This is a genomic window from Wolbachia endosymbiont (group B) of Athalia cordata (assembly GCF_947251845.1).
Lineage (GTDB): Bacteria > Pseudomonadota > Alphaproteobacteria > Rickettsiales > Anaplasmataceae > Wolbachia.
This window is the reverse complement of sequence record NZ_OX366383.1, coordinates 927,283-943,672: the sequence shown is the minus strand read 5'-3', so window position 1 is coordinate 943,672 and position 16,390 is coordinate 927,283. Positions and strand designations below refer to the sequence as shown.

The following is a 16,390-nucleotide window of genomic DNA, read 5'->3' as shown; positions in this document are numbered from 1 at the left end:
TCTGGTTATGGAGTATAAAATGTGAAAAAAGAGAATAAATGCTCTAATTTTTTAGATTACAAAGTAATAGGACAGGAAGTAAGAAATCGTAGATTAGCAAAGGGATATACTCAAAAAGATTTAGCAAAAAAAATCGGAACAACATATCAGGTAATACTTCAATACGAAAAAGGAACACGCAGAATTTCAATTAAGAAGTTATATGAATTAGCAGAAGCATTATCAACAACTGCTAGAGATCTAGCTTGCGTACAAGAAGTATCAAATGAGGGAAGGTATGAGGGAGAAGAGGTATTAAATCTAGTAAGAAGACATAGAGAGATTAAGGATCAAGAATTACGTGAAACGTTTTATTTATTAACTAAATTCATCCGTATTAGTGAGGAAGAAAGTGGAAAGGCGGTAAAAATAGAAGTAGCAAAGGGTTTGGTTAAGGAAGGAGTTTCTGCTCATGTTATCTCTCGAACAACCAATTTATCTGTTGATGAATATGATAATGATGAGAAAAAATTTTCCATTCCGTATAAAGTAGGTCAAAGAGTAAAAGAATGGAGGTTGAGAAGAGGATACACTCAGGAAGATTTAGCAAGTAAAGTGGGCATAATAAATCAAAGAATATATGAATATGAACAAGGACGAGCTGCTGTTTCACTTAAAATGTTAGATGAAATAGCAAAGATGCTATTAATTAATATTACAGATCTGCTTCCAGAAACAAGAGAAAATGAGAATAGTGAAGTGGAACTATCAAGGTTAATAGAAGAATACAAAAAGATTAAAAGCCAAGAATTACGTCATGTACTCATAAAATCTCTGTTTGAAAGCATACAAGTTTGCAAAGAGAAAGTGAAGAGAGTAGAAAAGATGAAAATTGCAAAGAATTTAGTTAAGGAAGGAATTTCTATCAATATTATTTTAAAAACAGTAGGCATCTCTTTAGACGAAATTCAACAAATTTAAAATAAAAAAATCAGTATCTATTAATATCTTTACTTTTTGATGAAAAAATAAGTAAAAAAGATTTAAAAATTGATTTGACTTCACTCAAAAGCTATGGCTTTATGCCAATGCTGACAAAAAACAGCAGTAAATATATAAAAACATTTTGTTATTAGTGAAGGGTAATTTTTATGAATAATAAGGAAAACAGTAAGGATCGTAGAGAAGAAATAGAATTCAGAGCATTAGAAAGCAACGGTAAAGCACTACTTGATCGTGAAGTAATAGAAACGTTTCTAAGTGCAGTGCATGACAGGGAAGAAGCTCGAATTATTGCTAGAAAGCTAATAGATAATTTTGGAATAGGAGGAGTTTTAGGCCAGGAAATAGATGACTTGAAAACTATAGAAGGGATAACCGACTCTACAGTAGCAGTAATTTTATGCCTAAAGGAAGCTGCAAAGAGAGTACCAAGAGAAGAGTTAAAGAAAGGACCTGTAATGGATAACTTGGAAACCATCGTAAAATATTTAAGGGTGAGTATTGGTTATTCAGAGGAGGAAAAGATGAAAATAATATATTTTGATCAAAAGTGCCGTTTAAAGGGGGAAGAAGTGTTCACTGGTACAGTGGATAAGGTACCTTTTTACATAAGAGAGGTAACAAGAAAGGCATTAATAAGAAAAGCGATGTCAATAATAATATCGCATAACCACCCAGAAGGAAGGTTAAAGCCATCTGATGAGGATGAAGCTGTAACTAAAGACTTGGCTAAAGCTTGTCAGACTATAGGGATTAGGTTACTGGATCACATTATCATCACAAGTGTTGGGTATTTTAGCTTTAAAGAGCAAGGACTGTTATAAAGCAGATATTTGAAGATTTTCATGAGTTGTTTAACTACTTGAATGAAGAAAGTATTTGCAAGTGCATTAATTATTGCTTACAATTAATGAGAAAGTATATATTAAATTAATAATAAAGTAATAAAGTCGGTTATAGACTTAGTTAAATATATTTAATAGCGGAGGCTAATATGAGTAATAAAATAATTGTACCTTTTGATGATCAAGAAGGAGGTACTTACGAGTTAAACATTGATCTTGATAGATTATCAAAAGGTGAGGTGTTAAATGCTATTGTGGGGATTGGCCGTACTAAGGAGCAATCCACCTTTGTAAGCAAAATTAATAAGGCTAAAAAGTTTGGAGAAGTGCCCTTCCCTAATAGAGACGTTCAAATCAACTACGGAAAAGGGCTTGACTACATATATGGCACAAAACCTTTGAGTAATCAAGCAGATTATCCAGAAGGGTTGAATCCATTTGCTTCAGCTTTGCAAAAAATAAAGCCAAGTGCAGGTGAAAGTGAAACTTTGAGCTGGTTTAAAAGTGAAGTGGTAGAGGCAAAGAATGTAAATGAATTGCACAAAGTTATAGACAAAGTACTAGCTTCTGGAGGAAGGCTAAATGCATGTAATGATGGAGAGTGGAGCTTTGCTGAATATGTAGTATTGGGTACACATTTTCATAAATTAGAAAAAAGTGATCGAAAAAAGATAATGCGTAAATTAATGCTAAGCGGTGCAGAGTTTCATGATACTTTATTGGAGAATAAATTGATAGGTGAAATCTATAATGAGCTACAACCAGAAGTTCAGCCACAGATAGATAAGCAACTAGAAGAACTAGAGAAAGCTGGCGAAAGTGCTGTTCAGGAAGGAGAATTAATAGATATCGAGATAGATAATAAAATGCTTTTTATGGAATTCTCTGAAGATAGCAAGGTAGAGGTAGCAAAAATACTGAGAGAGTTAGGGAGTAATATTTTAAAAATGGGTAATAATGCAGTTGAGATCAGAAGGGAGGAAGGAGGTGTAAGAAATTACGTTGATGTATCAGATGGTAGCTCTGTTGTGTTAGAAATTCCTACAAGCGCTGGTAAACTAAATATTATATTGTACCATGATGTAAAAAAATATGATCAAGTACAAGTTAGAGTAGAAAACAAGGAAATGTGGGCTGAGCTACAACAAAGAGGGGAAGAAATTGGAAAAAATTGTCTTTTTGCTGGAGTAAAACTTAAAGAAGCAGTAGAAAAGGGAAGTTTTATGAGATGTGGCATATGGAATAGCAAGCAGCTTATGAAGGAGGTTGATAGCCCAAGTGAAAAATTGTCTTCATGGGTAGATAAAGTACGTGAAAATAGTAAAGAATCTTTTAGGGGGCTTTAATTCATTTATTTTAAGGTTCCAGAGTCTACCATTATATCTGGAGCCTTTGAGCTATAGTAGAAGATATTATATGTATGGTTCTTTGTATGGAAAAAAGTCTAGACTGTGAAGTAGGGCAAAAAGTGAAAAGTTGGAGGTTAGAGAGAGGGTATACTCAAAAGGATTTAGCTGAGAAAATTGGTGTAAAGTACTGGGTAATACTGCAATATGAGAAAGGGAACCGTAAAATTCCAATTAAGAAGTTATATGCCATAGCAGAAGCATTATCAGTAAATGTTAAAGGTCTAGTTTGTGGAGAGACACTACCAAATAAAAAAAGATATTTTGAAGATGAAGAAATATTAAATTTAGTAAAGGGGCATAAGGATAAAGAATTAAGCGAGGTATTTTATTTATTAACCAAATTTATTCGTTTGAATGAGGAAAGAAGCAGAAAATCGGTAAAAATAGAAGTAGCAAGGGGTTTGATGAAAGTAGGAGTTTCTGCTCATGTTATCTCTCGAACAACTAACCTATCTATTGGTGAGTATGAGGAGAACAAAATTCCTGTTCCATACAAAGTAGGGCAAAGGATAAAAGAGTGGAGATTGATACGAGGATATACACAAAAAGATTTAGCGAATAAAGTTGGCATAACAAATCAAGGAATATACGAATATGAACAAGGGCGAGCTGCTGTCTCACTTGAAATGTTAGATGAAATAGCAAAGGTATTATCAATCAGTATCATAGATCTACTTCCCGAATCAGATGAGGATAGTGAAGCGGAAGAAAAGCTATCAAACTTGATAGAAGAATACAAAAAGATTGAGAGTCGGGAATTACGAAATGTGCTAATCAAGTCTTTATTTGAAGGTATACATGTTTGTAGAGAAAAGGTCAGAGAGGAAAAGAAGATTGAAGTTGCAAGGAATTTAGTGAAAGAAGGAATTTCTGCTGATATTATCTTGCAAACGACAGGCTTATCAAATTATATGATTGAGAAATTTTTGTGATTTCATAAAAACTTAGCCAATAGTGGATTTTTTTTGTGATAGAATATATGTTTGCTTCTGTAGGAAAAACAGCTTTTAGAGGATTTATCTATGATAATTCAGAGCATATTGGCTCAGTAAGCTACGAGCTGGGGAAAAAAATAGAAGGTTGTAGGATAGTACAAGGGTATACTCAGGCAAAATTAGCAAGCAAAATTGGTTTAACACATAAGGAAATACATAACTTTGAACTAGGGTGCAAGGCTATTACAATCAAAGAATCGTATATAATAGCAGGAGCATTGTCAGTTAATGTTATAGATCTACTTCCAGGACCAACAGTACTAAGAGAAAACAGTTGGTATGAAGATGAGGATAAAGAAATAGTCTATCTAACAAAAATACATAGAGAAATTAAGGATCAGGAATTACGAAAGAAACTGTATCCATTAGTAAGGTTTGTATATATTAGCGAAAAAATTAGTCAAGAAGAAGCGAAAATAGAAGTAGCAAAGAATCTAGTGAAAGAAGGAGTTTCAGTTGATATTATTTCCCAAGTGACTCGCTTATCTACTTATGAGTATGATGATATAGAGAAAGAAATTTGTACTGATTCTATACTCTACAAAGTGGGGAAAAGGATAAAAGAGCAGAGATTAATACGGGAATACACTCAGGAGGACTTGGCAAATAAAATAGGTTCAACACCTAAAGAAATACACGACTATGAACGAGGATATACAGACATTCCAATTGAAATATTATATAAGATAGCAAAGACATTATCAGTTAACATTAAAGCTCTTGGACTAACAGAATATGAAAATGAGCCAGTTTTTAGGTTTATAGGTAAATGCGAAAAAATTGAGGATCAAGAATTACTGGATACGGTAGTTAGATCTTTATCTGAAGGAATGCAAACTGGTAAAGAAAAGGTTAAAAAAGCAGAGAAAATCAAGATTACAAAAGATCTAGTTAAGGCAGGTATTGCTATTGATATTATTGTGCGAGCAAGTGGCCTAACTGCTGATGAGTTGGGTGAGTGTGAAAATTAAATGTGTTTAAGATATAAGTAAAGTTAGTTAATGATTTAACCAGCAGAATTTGCTAACCAACTTTTTTGGCTCAGTTGAATTTTGCTTGGTATAAATTAAGATATGAAATCGCAAAGTTTATCTATTAATTTCTGATTGTCCTCTATCATTGCCTTTGCCTCTTGTTGAAGAGATTTGATATTTTTTGATGTAATGTTATCCATGTCAGCCGACGCTAGCTTCAATTGCGATTGTATTCTTACGTATCTATTGCCTATTACTTGATTCATCTGATAATTTACGCAGTCCAATCCAGAGGCAAACATCACATTTAACAAAGGTTTTATCCAGCCTATTTTTCCAAATCTCTTTGAATTGGCATACTCTATGCTTCTATCTGTTCTTCCAGTACCTATCGATAACAGTAGAATATCATCATTTGGAAATAACCTCTTACCACTTGCATATGCACAAGCCGCTGGATTATTTGCAAATACCCCGCCATCCACTAATACCATTTCCTTGTGGTTGATTTTAAGATATTTAGGTGCAAAGTAAGTAGGTGCAGCCGTTGCAGCTCTGAGTGCATCTTTCAGCTTAATATTACCTTCTTTCCAGCTTTTGAAGAAAAATGGGCAATTATTCTGAATGTCGTAACTGGTAAGCAGTACATTATTTAAAGTGTTTTGTAGAGTATCATCACCAAAATATTTGTCCAATACAAATTCAATATTTTTATATGGGTATTGTGCACAGTTAAACCAAGATAATATTGATCGCCTAAAAAATGAAGACTTGAAAATATATGGTCCATATTCCCGATAGAACTCGACTAAATCATTAGCAGAATATTGAGGTTTATCTTTTTTACATAATCCAGCTACAACAATTCCACCGGTTGAGGTCCCTGCCATAAGATCAAAGATTTCAGCTATCGGTTTTCTTGTCCTTTCCTCTATTTCTGCTAGAATAATGGCTGGTATGATGCCTCTAATGCCACCTCCATCAACGGATAAAATATATTTAATCATTGTGAATTTGGGTAAAGGTATTAAGATTTAATTTTTCCGCTTAGAACGTGTAATTTAAACTCATCCAATTCCTCAGAAAGATTTTTCACCCTTTCCTCAAGTACTAACACTTTTTCCATTAAACCATATTCAATAAGTTTATCGTGAAATTGTACCCTTGAGTCTAGCTTGGATAACCACCATATAAATGCTACTGTTTGGATTAATAACGTGATAATTACTGTAATTGGGATTTTTTGATTTTGCATAATAATTTAAAATGTGAATTTATTATGGATAGTTTTGGAAGTTTATGTACAGATTATAGAAAACTTATAGCTTTAGTGATTACTTTTTGTTGATTCGTATTGATCCTCTGCTTCTGCAAGTAACTTTATTATTTGATCGTAGGGCTTGTCTTTGTTGTGCCTTGACCTTAACACAGCTACATTTCTAGGTTTTTTTCCATCATCGTTTATAATGTTAGGATTAGCGCCTTTTTCTAGCAAAAATTTGATAATCCTTAAATCACCATAATATGCAGCATTATGTAGTGCTGTGCTTCCATACTTGTTAATAATGTTTACGTTAACTCCCTCATCTATTAAAAACCTAACTATCTCTAAACATCCCCCTTCTGCAGCGTAATGTAACGCAGTTAACTTAGGCATGTGTGTATCAATATCTAATAAATTTTTTACTGAGAATTTTACAGTCTCTAAGTTACAATTTTGAGAAGCAATGCGTAATATCGTTTTATAATTATCTACAGCTTTTGCCTTCATGTAGGAATAGGTAGCAATAATACATACTATTACTGTTATAAGCCACCAAAAATGCAGCTTGTTTTTTGTATCTTGACCCAATTTATCCATATTCAACATCTTTTTAATATTAAATAGATCATTTACTCATTTTTTATTAACATCACTTACTCAAAGATGCTGACAACATAGTAAGGTAACCTGAGCTATTTAAAGTATGCTCCGCTCTATTAACTATCCATTCACTATCTACTGCTTGATTGAAACCTATAAGATTAAGTTTAGCTTCTGCAAATAACTCTGGATTACCAGGCATAGTTATATCTAAAGTTTCATTGTTACGTTTCAATTGTTTTAACTTGGCATTTGCTGCACTTAGTGCTGACTCTGCATTTGAGTAAAGTTCCAGCATAATATAACTTGGTTCACCGCTACCAACTGTTTCTTTAATAGTTTCACCTTTTTCATAGCTATACCATTTTGCTACTACTGAATTATACTTATCACGTACGGTAAAATGCACTTTCCAATTAATTGTGTCTTGAGGTATAATAGTAGTTGTTCCTAAAGCTTTTCCTGTGGCTGATTTTGCCATATTTTTTGAAATAAACAATATATACCCACCAGCTAATTTTGCCATTGCTTCACGCTCTGTTGCGATCTTTGTTAACAGACTTATATCACTTTCATCTGCCTGATTAATATGGGGTATCAATACATTCTTAAATTCCTCAGCAACTTTATGTCCATATCCATGTTTTTGAGCTATTTCTTTCACTAAGTTTTCTATGGTAATTTGATGCCATTCTTTTGATACCTTTGCTTTTAAAGATATTCTTAAATTTGTTGCATGAGCTTTGATTAATAGAGTCTTAGGTGGACCTTGTATCGTAACTTCGTTGACTGTATATATACCCATTGGAAAGATTCCCGTTTCCTTATAACCTAGTGCTATGTTCAATTCATTTGGAACTTCTACATTTTCATTGCCATAATCAACGCATACCTCTGCAACATCATCTATAGTACCAGATTCATCAGTAAGATGCACCGATATTACATGATCTTTTATTCCTTCAATGCTAAATTCAGGTTTCATTTACTCCCACACTTTTAACTTCGATTTTTTTAATTGCTCTTGTATTATAGGTAACTTAATTTTTAATCCTGCAGGCAAAAAACTTCCATACTCCGCAAGTCCAGGATTTTCCTTCAATACTAATTCTACTGCTCCAGAGCTATGTCCATAGTGTTTAAAGCATATGTAATCCAACATTTCATTTTCTCGTGCTATATAATGTACTGTCATACATAACTCCTTAAACTTAAGCTAAATTCAACCTTTTTTGGTAATCCACAGGGAAAATACGACGTTTGCTTTTCTTCTAACCGCACAATAACAAATCTTCCCAAAACATTCCCTAAATTATCTACTAAGATACTTGGTTCATGATTTTTCTCAGTTTCTTTCATACTTTTTAATTGATTTAAATCATTCAGATTATGGAAATAAATTACTCCTTCTAAGTCTACATTTTCTGCACCTTGACCAATATTTTGTAATGAAGGTATTTTACCAATGCACTCAATTGTACTCCAACGATTTTCTTTACTATACCTTACACTTGTTGGAGAAAGCTTATGTTGACCAAGTGATAGCATTAATAAATTGGTTCTATTGAATCAAATAGAACGTCTCGCGATTTTTCTCTTATTCTTTTTATCACTGCATCGGCAAGACTACGTACGTCTTGGTTAGGTTCTGCTTTTATACTTATATTAAATGTAAAAGTTTGATTGAAAATTTTTTGTTCACACTTTTCACAGTCTTTTAAAACTTTCTCTGAATTATCTGCTACAGAACTTTTTTCTGTAATCACACTTTCAATAATATTCGTTCTACTATTTGAAACTCCACTAAAAGCATTATTATTCAATAAAGGATTTCCTTTACTAAAAACATTATTTTCACTAGTTGCACTGCCTATTTTTGCTTCTACTGGTTTCTCTAATGCTTTTATTGGACTATCATTAAAAAATTTTCCTATACCAGTCCAATTTTCTATAGATTTTGTAATTGATTTCCAGAGACTTGAAAAAAAGTCCTTTACCTTTTGCCAATTAGCAATTACAAGCGCTGCACCAACTGATAGTCCAGCAATAGCAGCTCCTATAGGATTGGTTAGCGTTAAAGCTTTCAGTCCCATGATCACTGCTGGAATTACTCGCGCTGATAACGAAGTTAATACTGGCAAAAGTGTTCCCTGCAAAATAGCCTTAAAAGTTAATATTCCACCTTCAGCCAATGCAAATGCATAACCAAAACCTACTACTGCAATCTTGCCAATAATAAGAGCTGAAATTATGCTCATAACTCCTGTAGTCAAAATTGGACACTTCTCTGCGAACCAAGCTATACCTGTAGATATAGACCTCAAAATCTTACTTATCCAATTTAAAGTAGGTAGCATAACTGACCCTAAGTTCATTCCTAGCTCTGCTATTGTATTTTTGAGTAGCTGCAAATTATTTGCTGTAGTACTTGCGCGATTGTCAAATTCTTCTTGCATGGAATGTTTATACTTTTCTTTGTCAGCTACAAGAGCTATGGCACCTTCATATTTTTTTAGACTTCCAACTATCAATGCAATATCATCTTGATATTCTTGACCAAAGAGATTGAGAAGGATTTGTGAACGTTCCTGTCTATCTACTTTTTCTAGAGTTTCAAAAAAATAAAGTAGAGCGTTTTGCCCGTTTTGAGCAACTTTTTGTGACATCTCTTCTGCAGTTATGCCCATGGATTCCAATGTTGCTTTAAATTCTTTTCCTTGTCCCTCAGCAGTTTGGAGCTTAGAAAGTAAAGCGTTTATGGCAGTTCCTGCTTTTGCTGGTTGTTTACCTAAACTAACGAAGGCATTTACTAAACTACTTGTCTGATTAATATCTAAACCAAATTGTTTTGCAGTACCACCAACTATTGCTAGAGCTTCAACCATATCTTTTGCTTTGGCAGCAGTGTTATCTGAGAGGTGATTTATAACGTTGCCAACTCCTTCCATTTTTTCTTCTGCAATTCCATAAATGTTAGCGAGTTTGGCAATAGAATCACCAGCTTGTTCAGCAGACATGTCAAATGCTGTAGCCATTTTAGCTACTGTTGTGGTAAATTCAAGTAGCTTATTTTTGTCAATACCAAGTTGACCACCACTTGCAGCTATTTGTGCTAACTCTGCAGCTGATAGCGGTATTTCACGAGATAACTTCTTTAATTTTTGAGCAAATTCATTAGCTTCGTTTGTCCCTTCTTGAAAGCCTACTACTTTCTTAACATCAGCCATAGCACTTTCAAAGTCAATAGCAACTTTAATTGGCGTTGCAAGCGAAAGTCCTAGTCCTATAGTCTCCATTACTTGTGATCTATAATGCGCTTTTTTTGCCAAAGCATTTTGCTGTTTTTGTATTACAGATCCTAATTTATTGTATTTCCCTTTTAGCACTTCAATAGATGAACCAAGTTTAGTTTGATCCCTCACTAAAGATTTAATATCCTTTCCACTTTTCCTTATTTCTTCATTTAATGTGTGAAGTGCATCTCTCTTTTTAATATAAGCCTCTTTTGCCCTTGATGCCGATGCTTTCAATTTTTCGAATTCATTTCTCAGTGCTTTGCTTGGCTCTTTTTTTTCCTTCTTCTCTTTAGCAACTGCTGTAGCTGATTCTTTCGCTTTCTTCTCCGCTTCCTTCCAATTCTTCATGGCTTCAAGGGCATCATGATTTAGTTGCTTAAATTTGGAAACAGATTTCATTGATGAATCAAGCTGCTTTATACTATCACCCAACTTAGAAAGCTTTGCTGCACTACCTGTCATTGCATTATTAAAACTGCCATCTAACGTTGCACCTATTTTTATTGAAAGCATTGACATTTTTTTGTTACTCCTTCACTTACTTCTAACCACTTTAGAAACTCTTTTGTACTCATATTAATAATTTGCTCAATTCCACTTCCTGTTGTTGAGCTAAGTTTTAAAATATTGAATCTTAACTCCTCTGTTCCAGCGGCGACAAAAAACCTTTTAGCACCTTCTGTATTTCTACATAATCTTTAATACATAAATCTTCAACTACTTCTTTTGGTACGGATGCTAGATTAGCAATTAAAGCTACTTCTTTCAAAGCTTCTCCTTCTATGCGTTCTATAGCCAGTAAATCTCTTACTTTAGGTTCACGCATCGATAATTCTGAGACAGAAATACCATCAACTGTTATTGGATTATCAAGTTTTACTATTGTCATACTTTCTCCTAAAAAATAAAATTCTAAAATCTTTTTAAAACTAAACCTAAATACCTAGAACTGCTTGTAGCAAGGCCATCTGATCAACACCATTAATCTTGCGAATCATATTCTCAGCATCGATTTCTATCAGCTCATTGCCACCTATCGTAAGTTTATAATAATGGGCAGCTACAGTGCATTTGAGAGTGGCTTTTTCAGCAGGTTTCCAGCTACCAAAATCAAATTCTCTGAATATGCCCCTAAGGTTGATTATTACTCCTTCAATATCATTGCTACCACTTCCTTGCATCCCTCCACGGAGCGTCAAAGCTACTGAATTCCCATTTATCAGCCCAAATAGCCGAAAGAGCTCTGTATCGTATTCAGAAAAAGTGAAATCTGCTTCAAGCTTTTCCATGCCCATGTCAATGCTAATTGGTATGTCCATACCCCCTGCACGGTATTCTTCTGTTTTGATAGTGAGCTTCGGCAAGGTTATTTCATCTATTTTTCCTGCATAACCACGACCATCAACGAATACGTTAAAATTTCTCAGTATTTTCGGTAACACTTCGCTTTCTCCTAACTTATATTTACAAGATGGGATCTGAATATTATTTGCTCAGCTGGATATGGCGGTGTAAACTCAAAATCAAAATATACTTTTCCACTTGCAATATTTGTTGGTGTATTGAGTTCTGGGGTTGCATAACATTTTCCGCTGATAATTGCTCCTTGCGCTTTTAAATTAGCCAAATAAGAATTCACCCCCTCAATCACATCATCTATATAAGTTTTGGTAATATTGCGATCAACTGCCCATAGATGAGCTCGAAGTAAACTATCATTGATTAAATCTGCAGTACGCCTCACTGACAGAAAAGCCCATTTCGAATCATTTGAACATGTTCTATTTCCCCAAAGCCTATAGCCATTTTGATGAATTATCGTTGTTACTTCATTTTCATTTAAATGGTTTGCTCTACAATTTGTATTACCGAGCGTAAAATCAATAGGCCTGCTTGTTCCAACAATACCGTTTATTTCTTTATTTGAAGGTGAGTGCCAGAAGCCTTGTTCGCTATCTACTTTCGCTATTAAACCAGCTACAAATGGGCTTGCTGGCAAAATTTCTTCTTTTACCTTAACCCATGGATCAACTACGTAAACTCTTGAGCTGCCTACACTTTTTCTCCACTTGATTGCTTCTTCATCATTAGTATTTGGTCCATCTGCAACTATTATAGCTCTTAATTTTTCTGCTATAGGAATTAATGCTGAAACCACTGAATTTTTGCCATCTTCTGGTAGTTGGTGAGTAAATTGAGGTGCAATTAATATTCTTGGGGCAACATGAACTATACTTTCACTGCTGAGGAATGCCTCTATCCCTTGATACTCTCCAGTCTCTTTATCAACTCCACCAATTATATTTTGAATAGTTTCGCTTTCTTTGAGCTTTGAATCGCTGTTTTCACTTTCTTTAACTCGAATAACTACTACTGTTGCACCAATTTGGGAAAATATTCCATTTATTGCAGAAGGTAAACTGCCACTCTTTCCGAGCTTTGCTGCTTCCTTTAAGCTTCCTGCAACTAACACTGGTTTATTTAGCGGAAATTTTTGCTCGTCAGCATCAGGTGCAGTACCAATTACACCTATCACTGATGATTTAGCTGTACGTACTGTCTTTGCTCCTGAGGTTACCTCAATAACATTTACGCCATGTAAAAATTCTTCAGCCATTTCTTTGTATTTTTTTCCTGAAATCATCTAGCAAAGTCTGTAGCTCATTTTCACTTTTAGCTTCTTCAATCTTTCTTTTGGCTAAATCTTCAAGCTCTTCACATTTAATTATTGCTTTTACTGCTTTTTTCACTTTTTCCTCAATTATTCTTGCCATTTCAATAACCGTAATACCACGGACTTTTGCTAAAGGTTCTATAATTTCTTTATCCTTTTTATTCATAGATTCTGGTGCTGCTAGAATGCTTTTTGCGGCTTCCGCTTGAATCTCATAAGATTTAGCTTTTTGGTGAGAATGACCTGCATATTGGTGAGTATGATTATCATAATAGAAACGCATACTATCAAATGCACAAAGCTTCGCATTATCCAGTAACTCCTTTTGTATATCTTCTTTAGTACGCTGAGCAATTTCTCCTCCCTCTGTTAAACAATAACTTTTTTGCCAATCAAAATCTTCTGGTGCTTCATACCAATCATTTCCAGTTGGCTTACTTTTAAGCGTTGTTGTTTCAACTTGTTTATCATTCTCAAATCTAATGTAGATAGACATTGTTTGTTACCTCCAGAGCTCATAGGTTTCAGATAATCCTGGACATTGCCACGCTCTTAGTGTTCTCTCTACATCTATTTCAAGTCCTGTAGTCAGAAAATTGCTGCGAAAATTATATATTCCCCACTGAATAAATTGACCATAGATTGTGCTATACGTGTGCTCACTTGCAAAGAACTCAGGTGTCTCACCAACTCTTTCACCTTCTGAGTGAAGATTAGATGACGTATAAAGTAACACTGTAACGGTTTTTCCTGCTGGAATGAGTATGTTACCTGATGCAATAAATTCAGGACTGTTAATTTCATGCTGGTAAATACGTGTCCAAGTAATTCTCGAAATCTCTGACTTCCTTGTATTAGTTTTATCAGGTGTACCTATAAATAATCCTGCTCCTCCATAATTAACTTCATCTTTATACCACATTGCAGATCCAACAAAGTTTAGAGTTTTACTTATATCTACATTGCTTGTGTTTTTTACGAATATTACTCCCAATGCAGCATAAGGGTATTTCAGCATATTGAATTGCTCAGAAAATCCATCATACATAAATCTTGGGTATGATTCTCCATAGATAAATGTACCTTTGCTTCCCTCTAAAAAACTGAGTTGTCTTGGCCGATAAAAACTAACGTAATCTGTATTGTACGTATGGCTACCTGCTAGTAGTTGTAACATATAGTCAGTTTTTGTTATATCACTACTCCACTTTCCAAGCTCTGTCGTAAAAGTTCCGTGGCCAAAATAATTATTTTTTCTGCCAAGTACACCAAATAAGAAAGGTAATGACCCTGGTTCAACCATGTTGCGCTTTCTTATTTCATTTATAAGAGACACTTTTAACTGTTCATCCCGAGTTTTTACCTCATTTATCAGGGATGTTTTTAATTGGTTATCACGAGTTTCTATTTCCCCAATAATTGATGAGCCAGATGGTACATTATTAACAGCACGAAAATCTTCTACTAAACCTTTAAGACCATCTTTATGACTATTACTAATGCTATTTATTGCTGCAATATTGGCATTCTTTCTCGTATCAAGTAGCGATAAATTTGTTGTTCCTTTTTCATCAATTCTCTTTAATAACTGCTTCTCTGATTCAGAGATCACTGCTAAAGAACTAGCTTTTTTATTATCCAGATCAGTTAAGTGTTTTTTTGCACTATCAAGAAGCTCTTTTAGCTTACCATCAGTCATCTGTACAATTTCAGAAACTGCACTTTTGTCGACTATTGATTCCAATGCTTTAGCAAGATATGCTAATTGATCTGGTGTACTGTTTGCTGCTAAATCCTTAAGCCTCTTTTGTAGTGCATCAATTATTCCTTTTACTTCAGTCATCTGCACAACGTTGGAAATAGCTTTTTTATCTGCTATCAATTCCAGCGATTTTGCAAGATATGCCAGTTGATCAGGTGTGCTACTTGCTGCTAAATCCTTTATCCTTTGGTATATTGCTTCTTTCATTTCCAAAAATTTAAAAAAGTCTCAAAATTAAACCGCTCAAAATTACTCTTAAGTTGATTATGCTCATCTTCTCTTTCGGTAATATCTTCATCTATTTTTTCTATAGCTCTTCGAATACGTACCACATCTTGAACTGCAATATTTTCTGGATGAGGCAGTGGATATCCTCGTTTGGTTTGGTCAACAGTCATTATGTGACAATCACTCTGAGATTTTTTACCTTAGGGCGATAAACAACTGTTCCACTTAAAACTAATTTTACCCTAGTCTCATTGCCATTAAAATTTGATAGTACATGAGTTCTCTCCACCCAATTTTCCCCAATTGGTTTTCCTGATGTTAAATTTACTAATTGCCAATCCACATTTTTTTGCACATATGCTTTTACATCTGCAGTGCCAGGTATTAGCGCATCATACGTTATGGTAATTTTAGTGTTAGCTCCTGCTGTAATACTTCTTGTAACATAATCTCCAGACTCTGAAAGATTACCTAGAACTAGCTGTAACCCAGGATATAGCACTGGACTTTTTTCTTTTGACCCTTTTAAATTTGCCTTTACTGTTAACTCTCCAGATAGTCTTTCACGCAGCGCGAGCGGCAAGTTATCAGATAGAAAATTTTCTTTTCCTTCTTCATCTGTCAGAATAAATTCTACATTGGTATCAAATGCTACTTTTTCGACGTTCGTCAAAACAATTAAATCTGATACGTTATTTGCAGTAACTTTACCAAGATCAATAACGTGAGAATTTTCAGTGAACTTCGTTGCTAAAAGCCTAAAAGTTAGATCTAAATTTTGATGTGGTGTCCAAGTACTTGCGTTGCTAGATGAAAGTAATACTCCTACTTGATATGGCTGACTTGTTACCCAACGGCTATTTACTGCATCATATTTGCCAAGTTCTGCTATTTTTACTGCAGTACCAGGATCATCAGTAAGCAGTACTATTGCATACTCCTCTCCTGCATGGCAAAACACTGGTGACCACTTTATACGTGTTGCTGTGCCATCTATCTTTATATCTTTTGGCTCAATATAGCTTTCAGCAATGACAGTTTGTGAGGGCATTCCCACTGCTGTTTCTCTAATCTGCACAGCAACACGTTTTTTGCCTCTATTTATAAACCATAACTCTAGACCTCCTATGTGCCTGCTTTCATTTAGAGTAAATGTTTGCGCTAAAGGATCAACTCGTCTTGCTGAGATCACTCTTCTTCTTTCTTCTATGGTAATTGTTTTTTTACCAGTATAAGTTGCCTCTCCATAGCTTCCTTTATCCCCATAAAACTGTACTAATTTAGTACCTGCTGGAATATTTGCTGGGATTTTTATCTTTCCCTTTAATTTTCCCTGGTTGTTGGCTGTGAGCATATTTTTAC

At 34.4% G+C, this 16,390-nt stretch carries 19 protein-coding genes; 5 read left to right on the top strand and 14 right to left on the bottom strand.

Going from position 1 to position 16,390, the window contains the following annotated elements; all coding sequences use genetic code 11:
- Positions 1 to 21: 21 nt before the first annotated feature.
- The 5 genes from wmk (OPR30_RS04325) (at position 22) to wmk (OPR30_RS04305) (ending at position 5,201) form a co-directional block, all read left to right on the top strand.
- Positions 22 to 960: a WO male-killing family protein Wmk gene (gene wmk / locus OPR30_RS04325; RefSeq protein ID WP_265030487.1), complete on the top strand. Its 939-nt coding sequence runs from the start codon at positions 22 to 24 to the stop codon at positions 958 to 960.
- A 170-nt stretch (positions 961 to 1,130) separates the two neighbouring features.
- Positions 1,131 to 1,805, top strand: a complete 675-nt coding sequence (locus OPR30_RS04320) for a JAB domain-containing protein (protein ID WP_264682438.1) — start codon at positions 1,131 to 1,133, stop codon at positions 1,803 to 1,805.
- Positions 1,806 to 1,975: 170 nt separating this feature from the next.
- Positions 1,976 to 3,172, top strand: coding sequence for a hypothetical protein (locus tag OPR30_RS04315; protein ID WP_264682437.1), 1,197 nt, complete (start codon positions 1,976 to 1,978; stop codon positions 3,170 to 3,172).
- An 86-nt stretch (positions 3,173 to 3,258) separates the two neighbouring features.
- Positions 3,259 to 4,167, top strand: a complete 909-nt coding sequence (gene wmk / locus OPR30_RS04310; RefSeq protein WP_264682436.1) for a WO male-killing family protein Wmk — start codon at positions 3,259 to 3,261, stop codon at positions 4,165 to 4,167.
- Positions 4,168 to 4,214: 47 nt separating this feature from the next.
- Complete coding sequence (gene wmk / locus OPR30_RS04305) at positions 4,215 to 5,201, top strand: WO male-killing family protein Wmk (RefSeq protein ID WP_265031121.1); 987 nt, start codon at positions 4,215 to 4,217, stop codon at positions 5,199 to 5,201.
- Between the two features lie 95 nt (positions 5,202 to 5,296).
- On the opposite strand, the gene OPR30_RS04300 is transcribed toward wmk (OPR30_RS04305), so the two are convergent.
- From OPR30_RS04300 to OPR30_RS04235, 14 genes are all read right to left on the bottom strand, one after another.
- On the bottom strand, positions 5,297 to 6,211 hold the full coding sequence (locus OPR30_RS04300; protein WP_007302998.1) for a patatin-like phospholipase family protein: 915 nt from the start codon (positions 6,209 to 6,211) through the stop codon (positions 5,297 to 5,299).
- A 20-nt stretch (positions 6,212 to 6,231) separates the two neighbouring features.
- Positions 6,232 to 6,459 (bottom strand): hypothetical protein, encoded by a 228-nt coding sequence (locus tag OPR30_RS04295; protein WP_007302999.1) that lies wholly within the window; start codon positions 6,457 to 6,459, stop codon positions 6,232 to 6,234.
- A 72-nt stretch (positions 6,460 to 6,531) separates the two neighbouring features.
- Positions 6,532 to 7,065: an ankyrin repeat domain-containing protein gene (locus OPR30_RS04290; RefSeq protein WP_038227557.1), complete on the bottom strand. Its 534-nt coding sequence runs from the start codon at positions 7,063 to 7,065 to the stop codon at positions 6,532 to 6,534.
- Between the two features lie 52 nt (positions 7,066 to 7,117).
- Positions 7,118 to 8,053: a contractile injection system protein, VgrG/Pvc8 family gene (locus OPR30_RS04285; protein WP_012481834.1), complete on the bottom strand. Its 936-nt coding sequence runs from the start codon at positions 8,051 to 8,053 to the stop codon at positions 7,118 to 7,120.
- Positions 8,054 to 8,263 (bottom strand): tail protein X, encoded by a 210-nt coding sequence (locus OPR30_RS04280; protein WP_007301893.1) that lies wholly within the window; start codon positions 8,261 to 8,263, stop codon positions 8,054 to 8,056.
- A complete protein-coding gene (locus OPR30_RS04275; protein ID WP_265030486.1) occupies positions 8,260 to 8,616 on the bottom strand; it encodes a phage tail protein in 357 nt (118 codons plus the stop codon). The genes OPR30_RS04280 and OPR30_RS04275 overlap by 4 nt, the downstream gene beginning before the upstream one ends.
- On the bottom strand, positions 8,616 to 10,883 hold the full coding sequence (locus OPR30_RS04270; protein ID WP_265030485.1) for a phage tail tape measure protein: 2,268 nt from the start codon (positions 10,881 to 10,883) through the stop codon (positions 8,616 to 8,618). Before OPR30_RS04270 ends, OPR30_RS04275 begins: the two co-directional genes overlap by 1 nt.
- 115 nt (positions 10,884 to 10,998) lie before the next feature.
- A complete protein-coding gene (locus tag OPR30_RS04265) occupies positions 10,999 to 11,253 on the bottom strand; it encodes a phage tail assembly protein (protein WP_019078857.1) in 255 nt (84 codons plus the stop codon).
- A 46-nt stretch (positions 11,254 to 11,299) separates the two neighbouring features.
- Positions 11,300 to 11,806 carry a phage major tail tube protein gene (locus OPR30_RS04260; RefSeq protein ID WP_265030484.1) on the bottom strand — a complete coding sequence of 169 codons (507 nt, stop codon included), beginning with the start codon at positions 11,804 to 11,806 and terminating at the stop codon, positions 11,300 to 11,302.
- Between the two features lie 11 nt (positions 11,807 to 11,817).
- The gene (locus OPR30_RS04255) at positions 11,818 to 12,981 is read right to left on the bottom strand and encodes a phage tail sheath subtilisin-like domain-containing protein (protein WP_265031120.1); all 1,164 of its coding nucleotides are present in this window, start codon (positions 12,979 to 12,981) and stop codon (positions 11,818 to 11,820) included.
- On the bottom strand, positions 12,974 to 13,534 hold the full coding sequence (locus OPR30_RS04250; protein WP_265030483.1) for a hypothetical protein: 561 nt from the start codon (positions 13,532 to 13,534) through the stop codon (positions 12,974 to 12,976). Before OPR30_RS04250 ends, OPR30_RS04255 begins: the two co-directional genes overlap by 8 nt.
- A gap of 6 nt (positions 13,535 to 13,540) precedes the next feature.
- On the bottom strand, positions 13,541 to 15,007 hold the full coding sequence (locus tag OPR30_RS04245) for a hypothetical protein (protein WP_265030482.1): 1,467 nt from the start codon (positions 15,005 to 15,007) through the stop codon (positions 13,541 to 13,543).
- Positions 15,004 to 15,198, bottom strand: a complete 195-nt coding sequence (locus OPR30_RS04240; protein WP_264376462.1) for a hypothetical protein — start codon at positions 15,196 to 15,198, stop codon at positions 15,004 to 15,006. The genes OPR30_RS04245 and OPR30_RS04240 overlap by 4 nt, the downstream gene beginning before the upstream one ends.
- A complete protein-coding gene (locus OPR30_RS04235) occupies positions 15,198 to 16,382 on the bottom strand; it encodes a hypothetical protein (protein ID WP_265022332.1) in 1,185 nt (394 codons plus the stop codon). The genes OPR30_RS04240 and OPR30_RS04235 overlap by 1 nt, the downstream gene beginning before the upstream one ends.
- Between the last annotated feature and the right edge of the window lie 8 nt (positions 16,383 to 16,390).

Bases quoted from the DNA above. Each gene is read 5' to 3' on its own strand.
- OPR30_RS04245 (WP_265030482.1), bottom strand. From the start codon at position 15,007: ATGAAAGAAGCAATATACCAAAGGATAAAGGATTTAGCAGCAAGTAGC.
- OPR30_RS04235 (WP_265022332.1), bottom strand. From the start codon at position 16,382: ATGCTCACAGCCAACAACCAGGGAAAATTAAAGGGAAAGATAAAAATC.
- OPR30_RS04300 (WP_007302998.1), bottom strand. From the start codon at position 6,211: ATGATTAAATATATTTTATCCGTTGATGGAGGTGGCATTAGAGGCATC.
- OPR30_RS04275 (WP_265030486.1), bottom strand. From the start codon at position 8,616: ATGCTATCACTTGGTCAACATAAGCTTTCTCCAACAAGTGTAAGGTAT.
- OPR30_RS04270 (WP_265030485.1), bottom strand. From the start codon at position 10,883: ATGTCAATGCTTTCAATAAAAATAGGTGCAACGTTAGATGGCAGTTTT.
- OPR30_RS04280 (WP_007301893.1), bottom strand. From the start codon at position 8,263: ATGACAGTACATTATATAGCACGAGAAAATGAAATGTTGGATTACATA.
- OPR30_RS04295 (WP_007302999.1), bottom strand. From the start codon at position 6,459: ATGCAAAATCAAAAAATCCCAATTACAGTAATTATCACGTTATTAATC.
- OPR30_RS04240 (WP_264376462.1), bottom strand. From the start codon at position 15,198: ATGACTGTTGACCAAACCAAACGAGGATATCCACTGCCTCATCCAGAA.
- OPR30_RS04250 (WP_265030483.1), bottom strand. From the start codon at position 13,534: ATGTCTATCTACATTAGATTTGAGAATGATAAACAAGTTGAAACAACA.
- OPR30_RS04285 (WP_012481834.1), bottom strand. From the start codon at position 8,053: ATGAAACCTGAATTTAGCATTGAAGGAATAAAAGATCATGTAATATCG.
- OPR30_RS04255 (WP_265031120.1), bottom strand. From the start codon at position 12,981: ATGGCTGAAGAATTTTTACATGGCGTAAATGTTATTGAGGTAACCTCA.
- OPR30_RS04320 (WP_264682438.1), top strand. From the start codon at position 1,131: ATGAATAATAAGGAAAACAGTAAGGATCGTAGAGAAGAAATAGAATTC.
- OPR30_RS04290 (WP_038227557.1), bottom strand. From the start codon at position 7,065: ATGGATAAATTGGGTCAAGATACAAAAAACAAGCTGCATTTTTGGTGG.
- OPR30_RS04315 (WP_264682437.1), top strand. From the start codon at position 1,976: ATGAGTAATAAAATAATTGTACCTTTTGATGATCAAGAAGGAGGTACT.
- wmk (WP_265031121.1), top strand. From the start codon at position 4,215: ATGTTTGCTTCTGTAGGAAAAACAGCTTTTAGAGGATTTATCTATGAT.
- OPR30_RS04265 (WP_019078857.1), bottom strand. From the start codon at position 11,253: ATGACAATAGTAAAACTTGATAATCCAATAACAGTTGATGGTATTTCT.
- wmk (WP_264682436.1), top strand. From the start codon at position 3,259: ATGGAAAAAAGTCTAGACTGTGAAGTAGGGCAAAAAGTGAAAAGTTGG.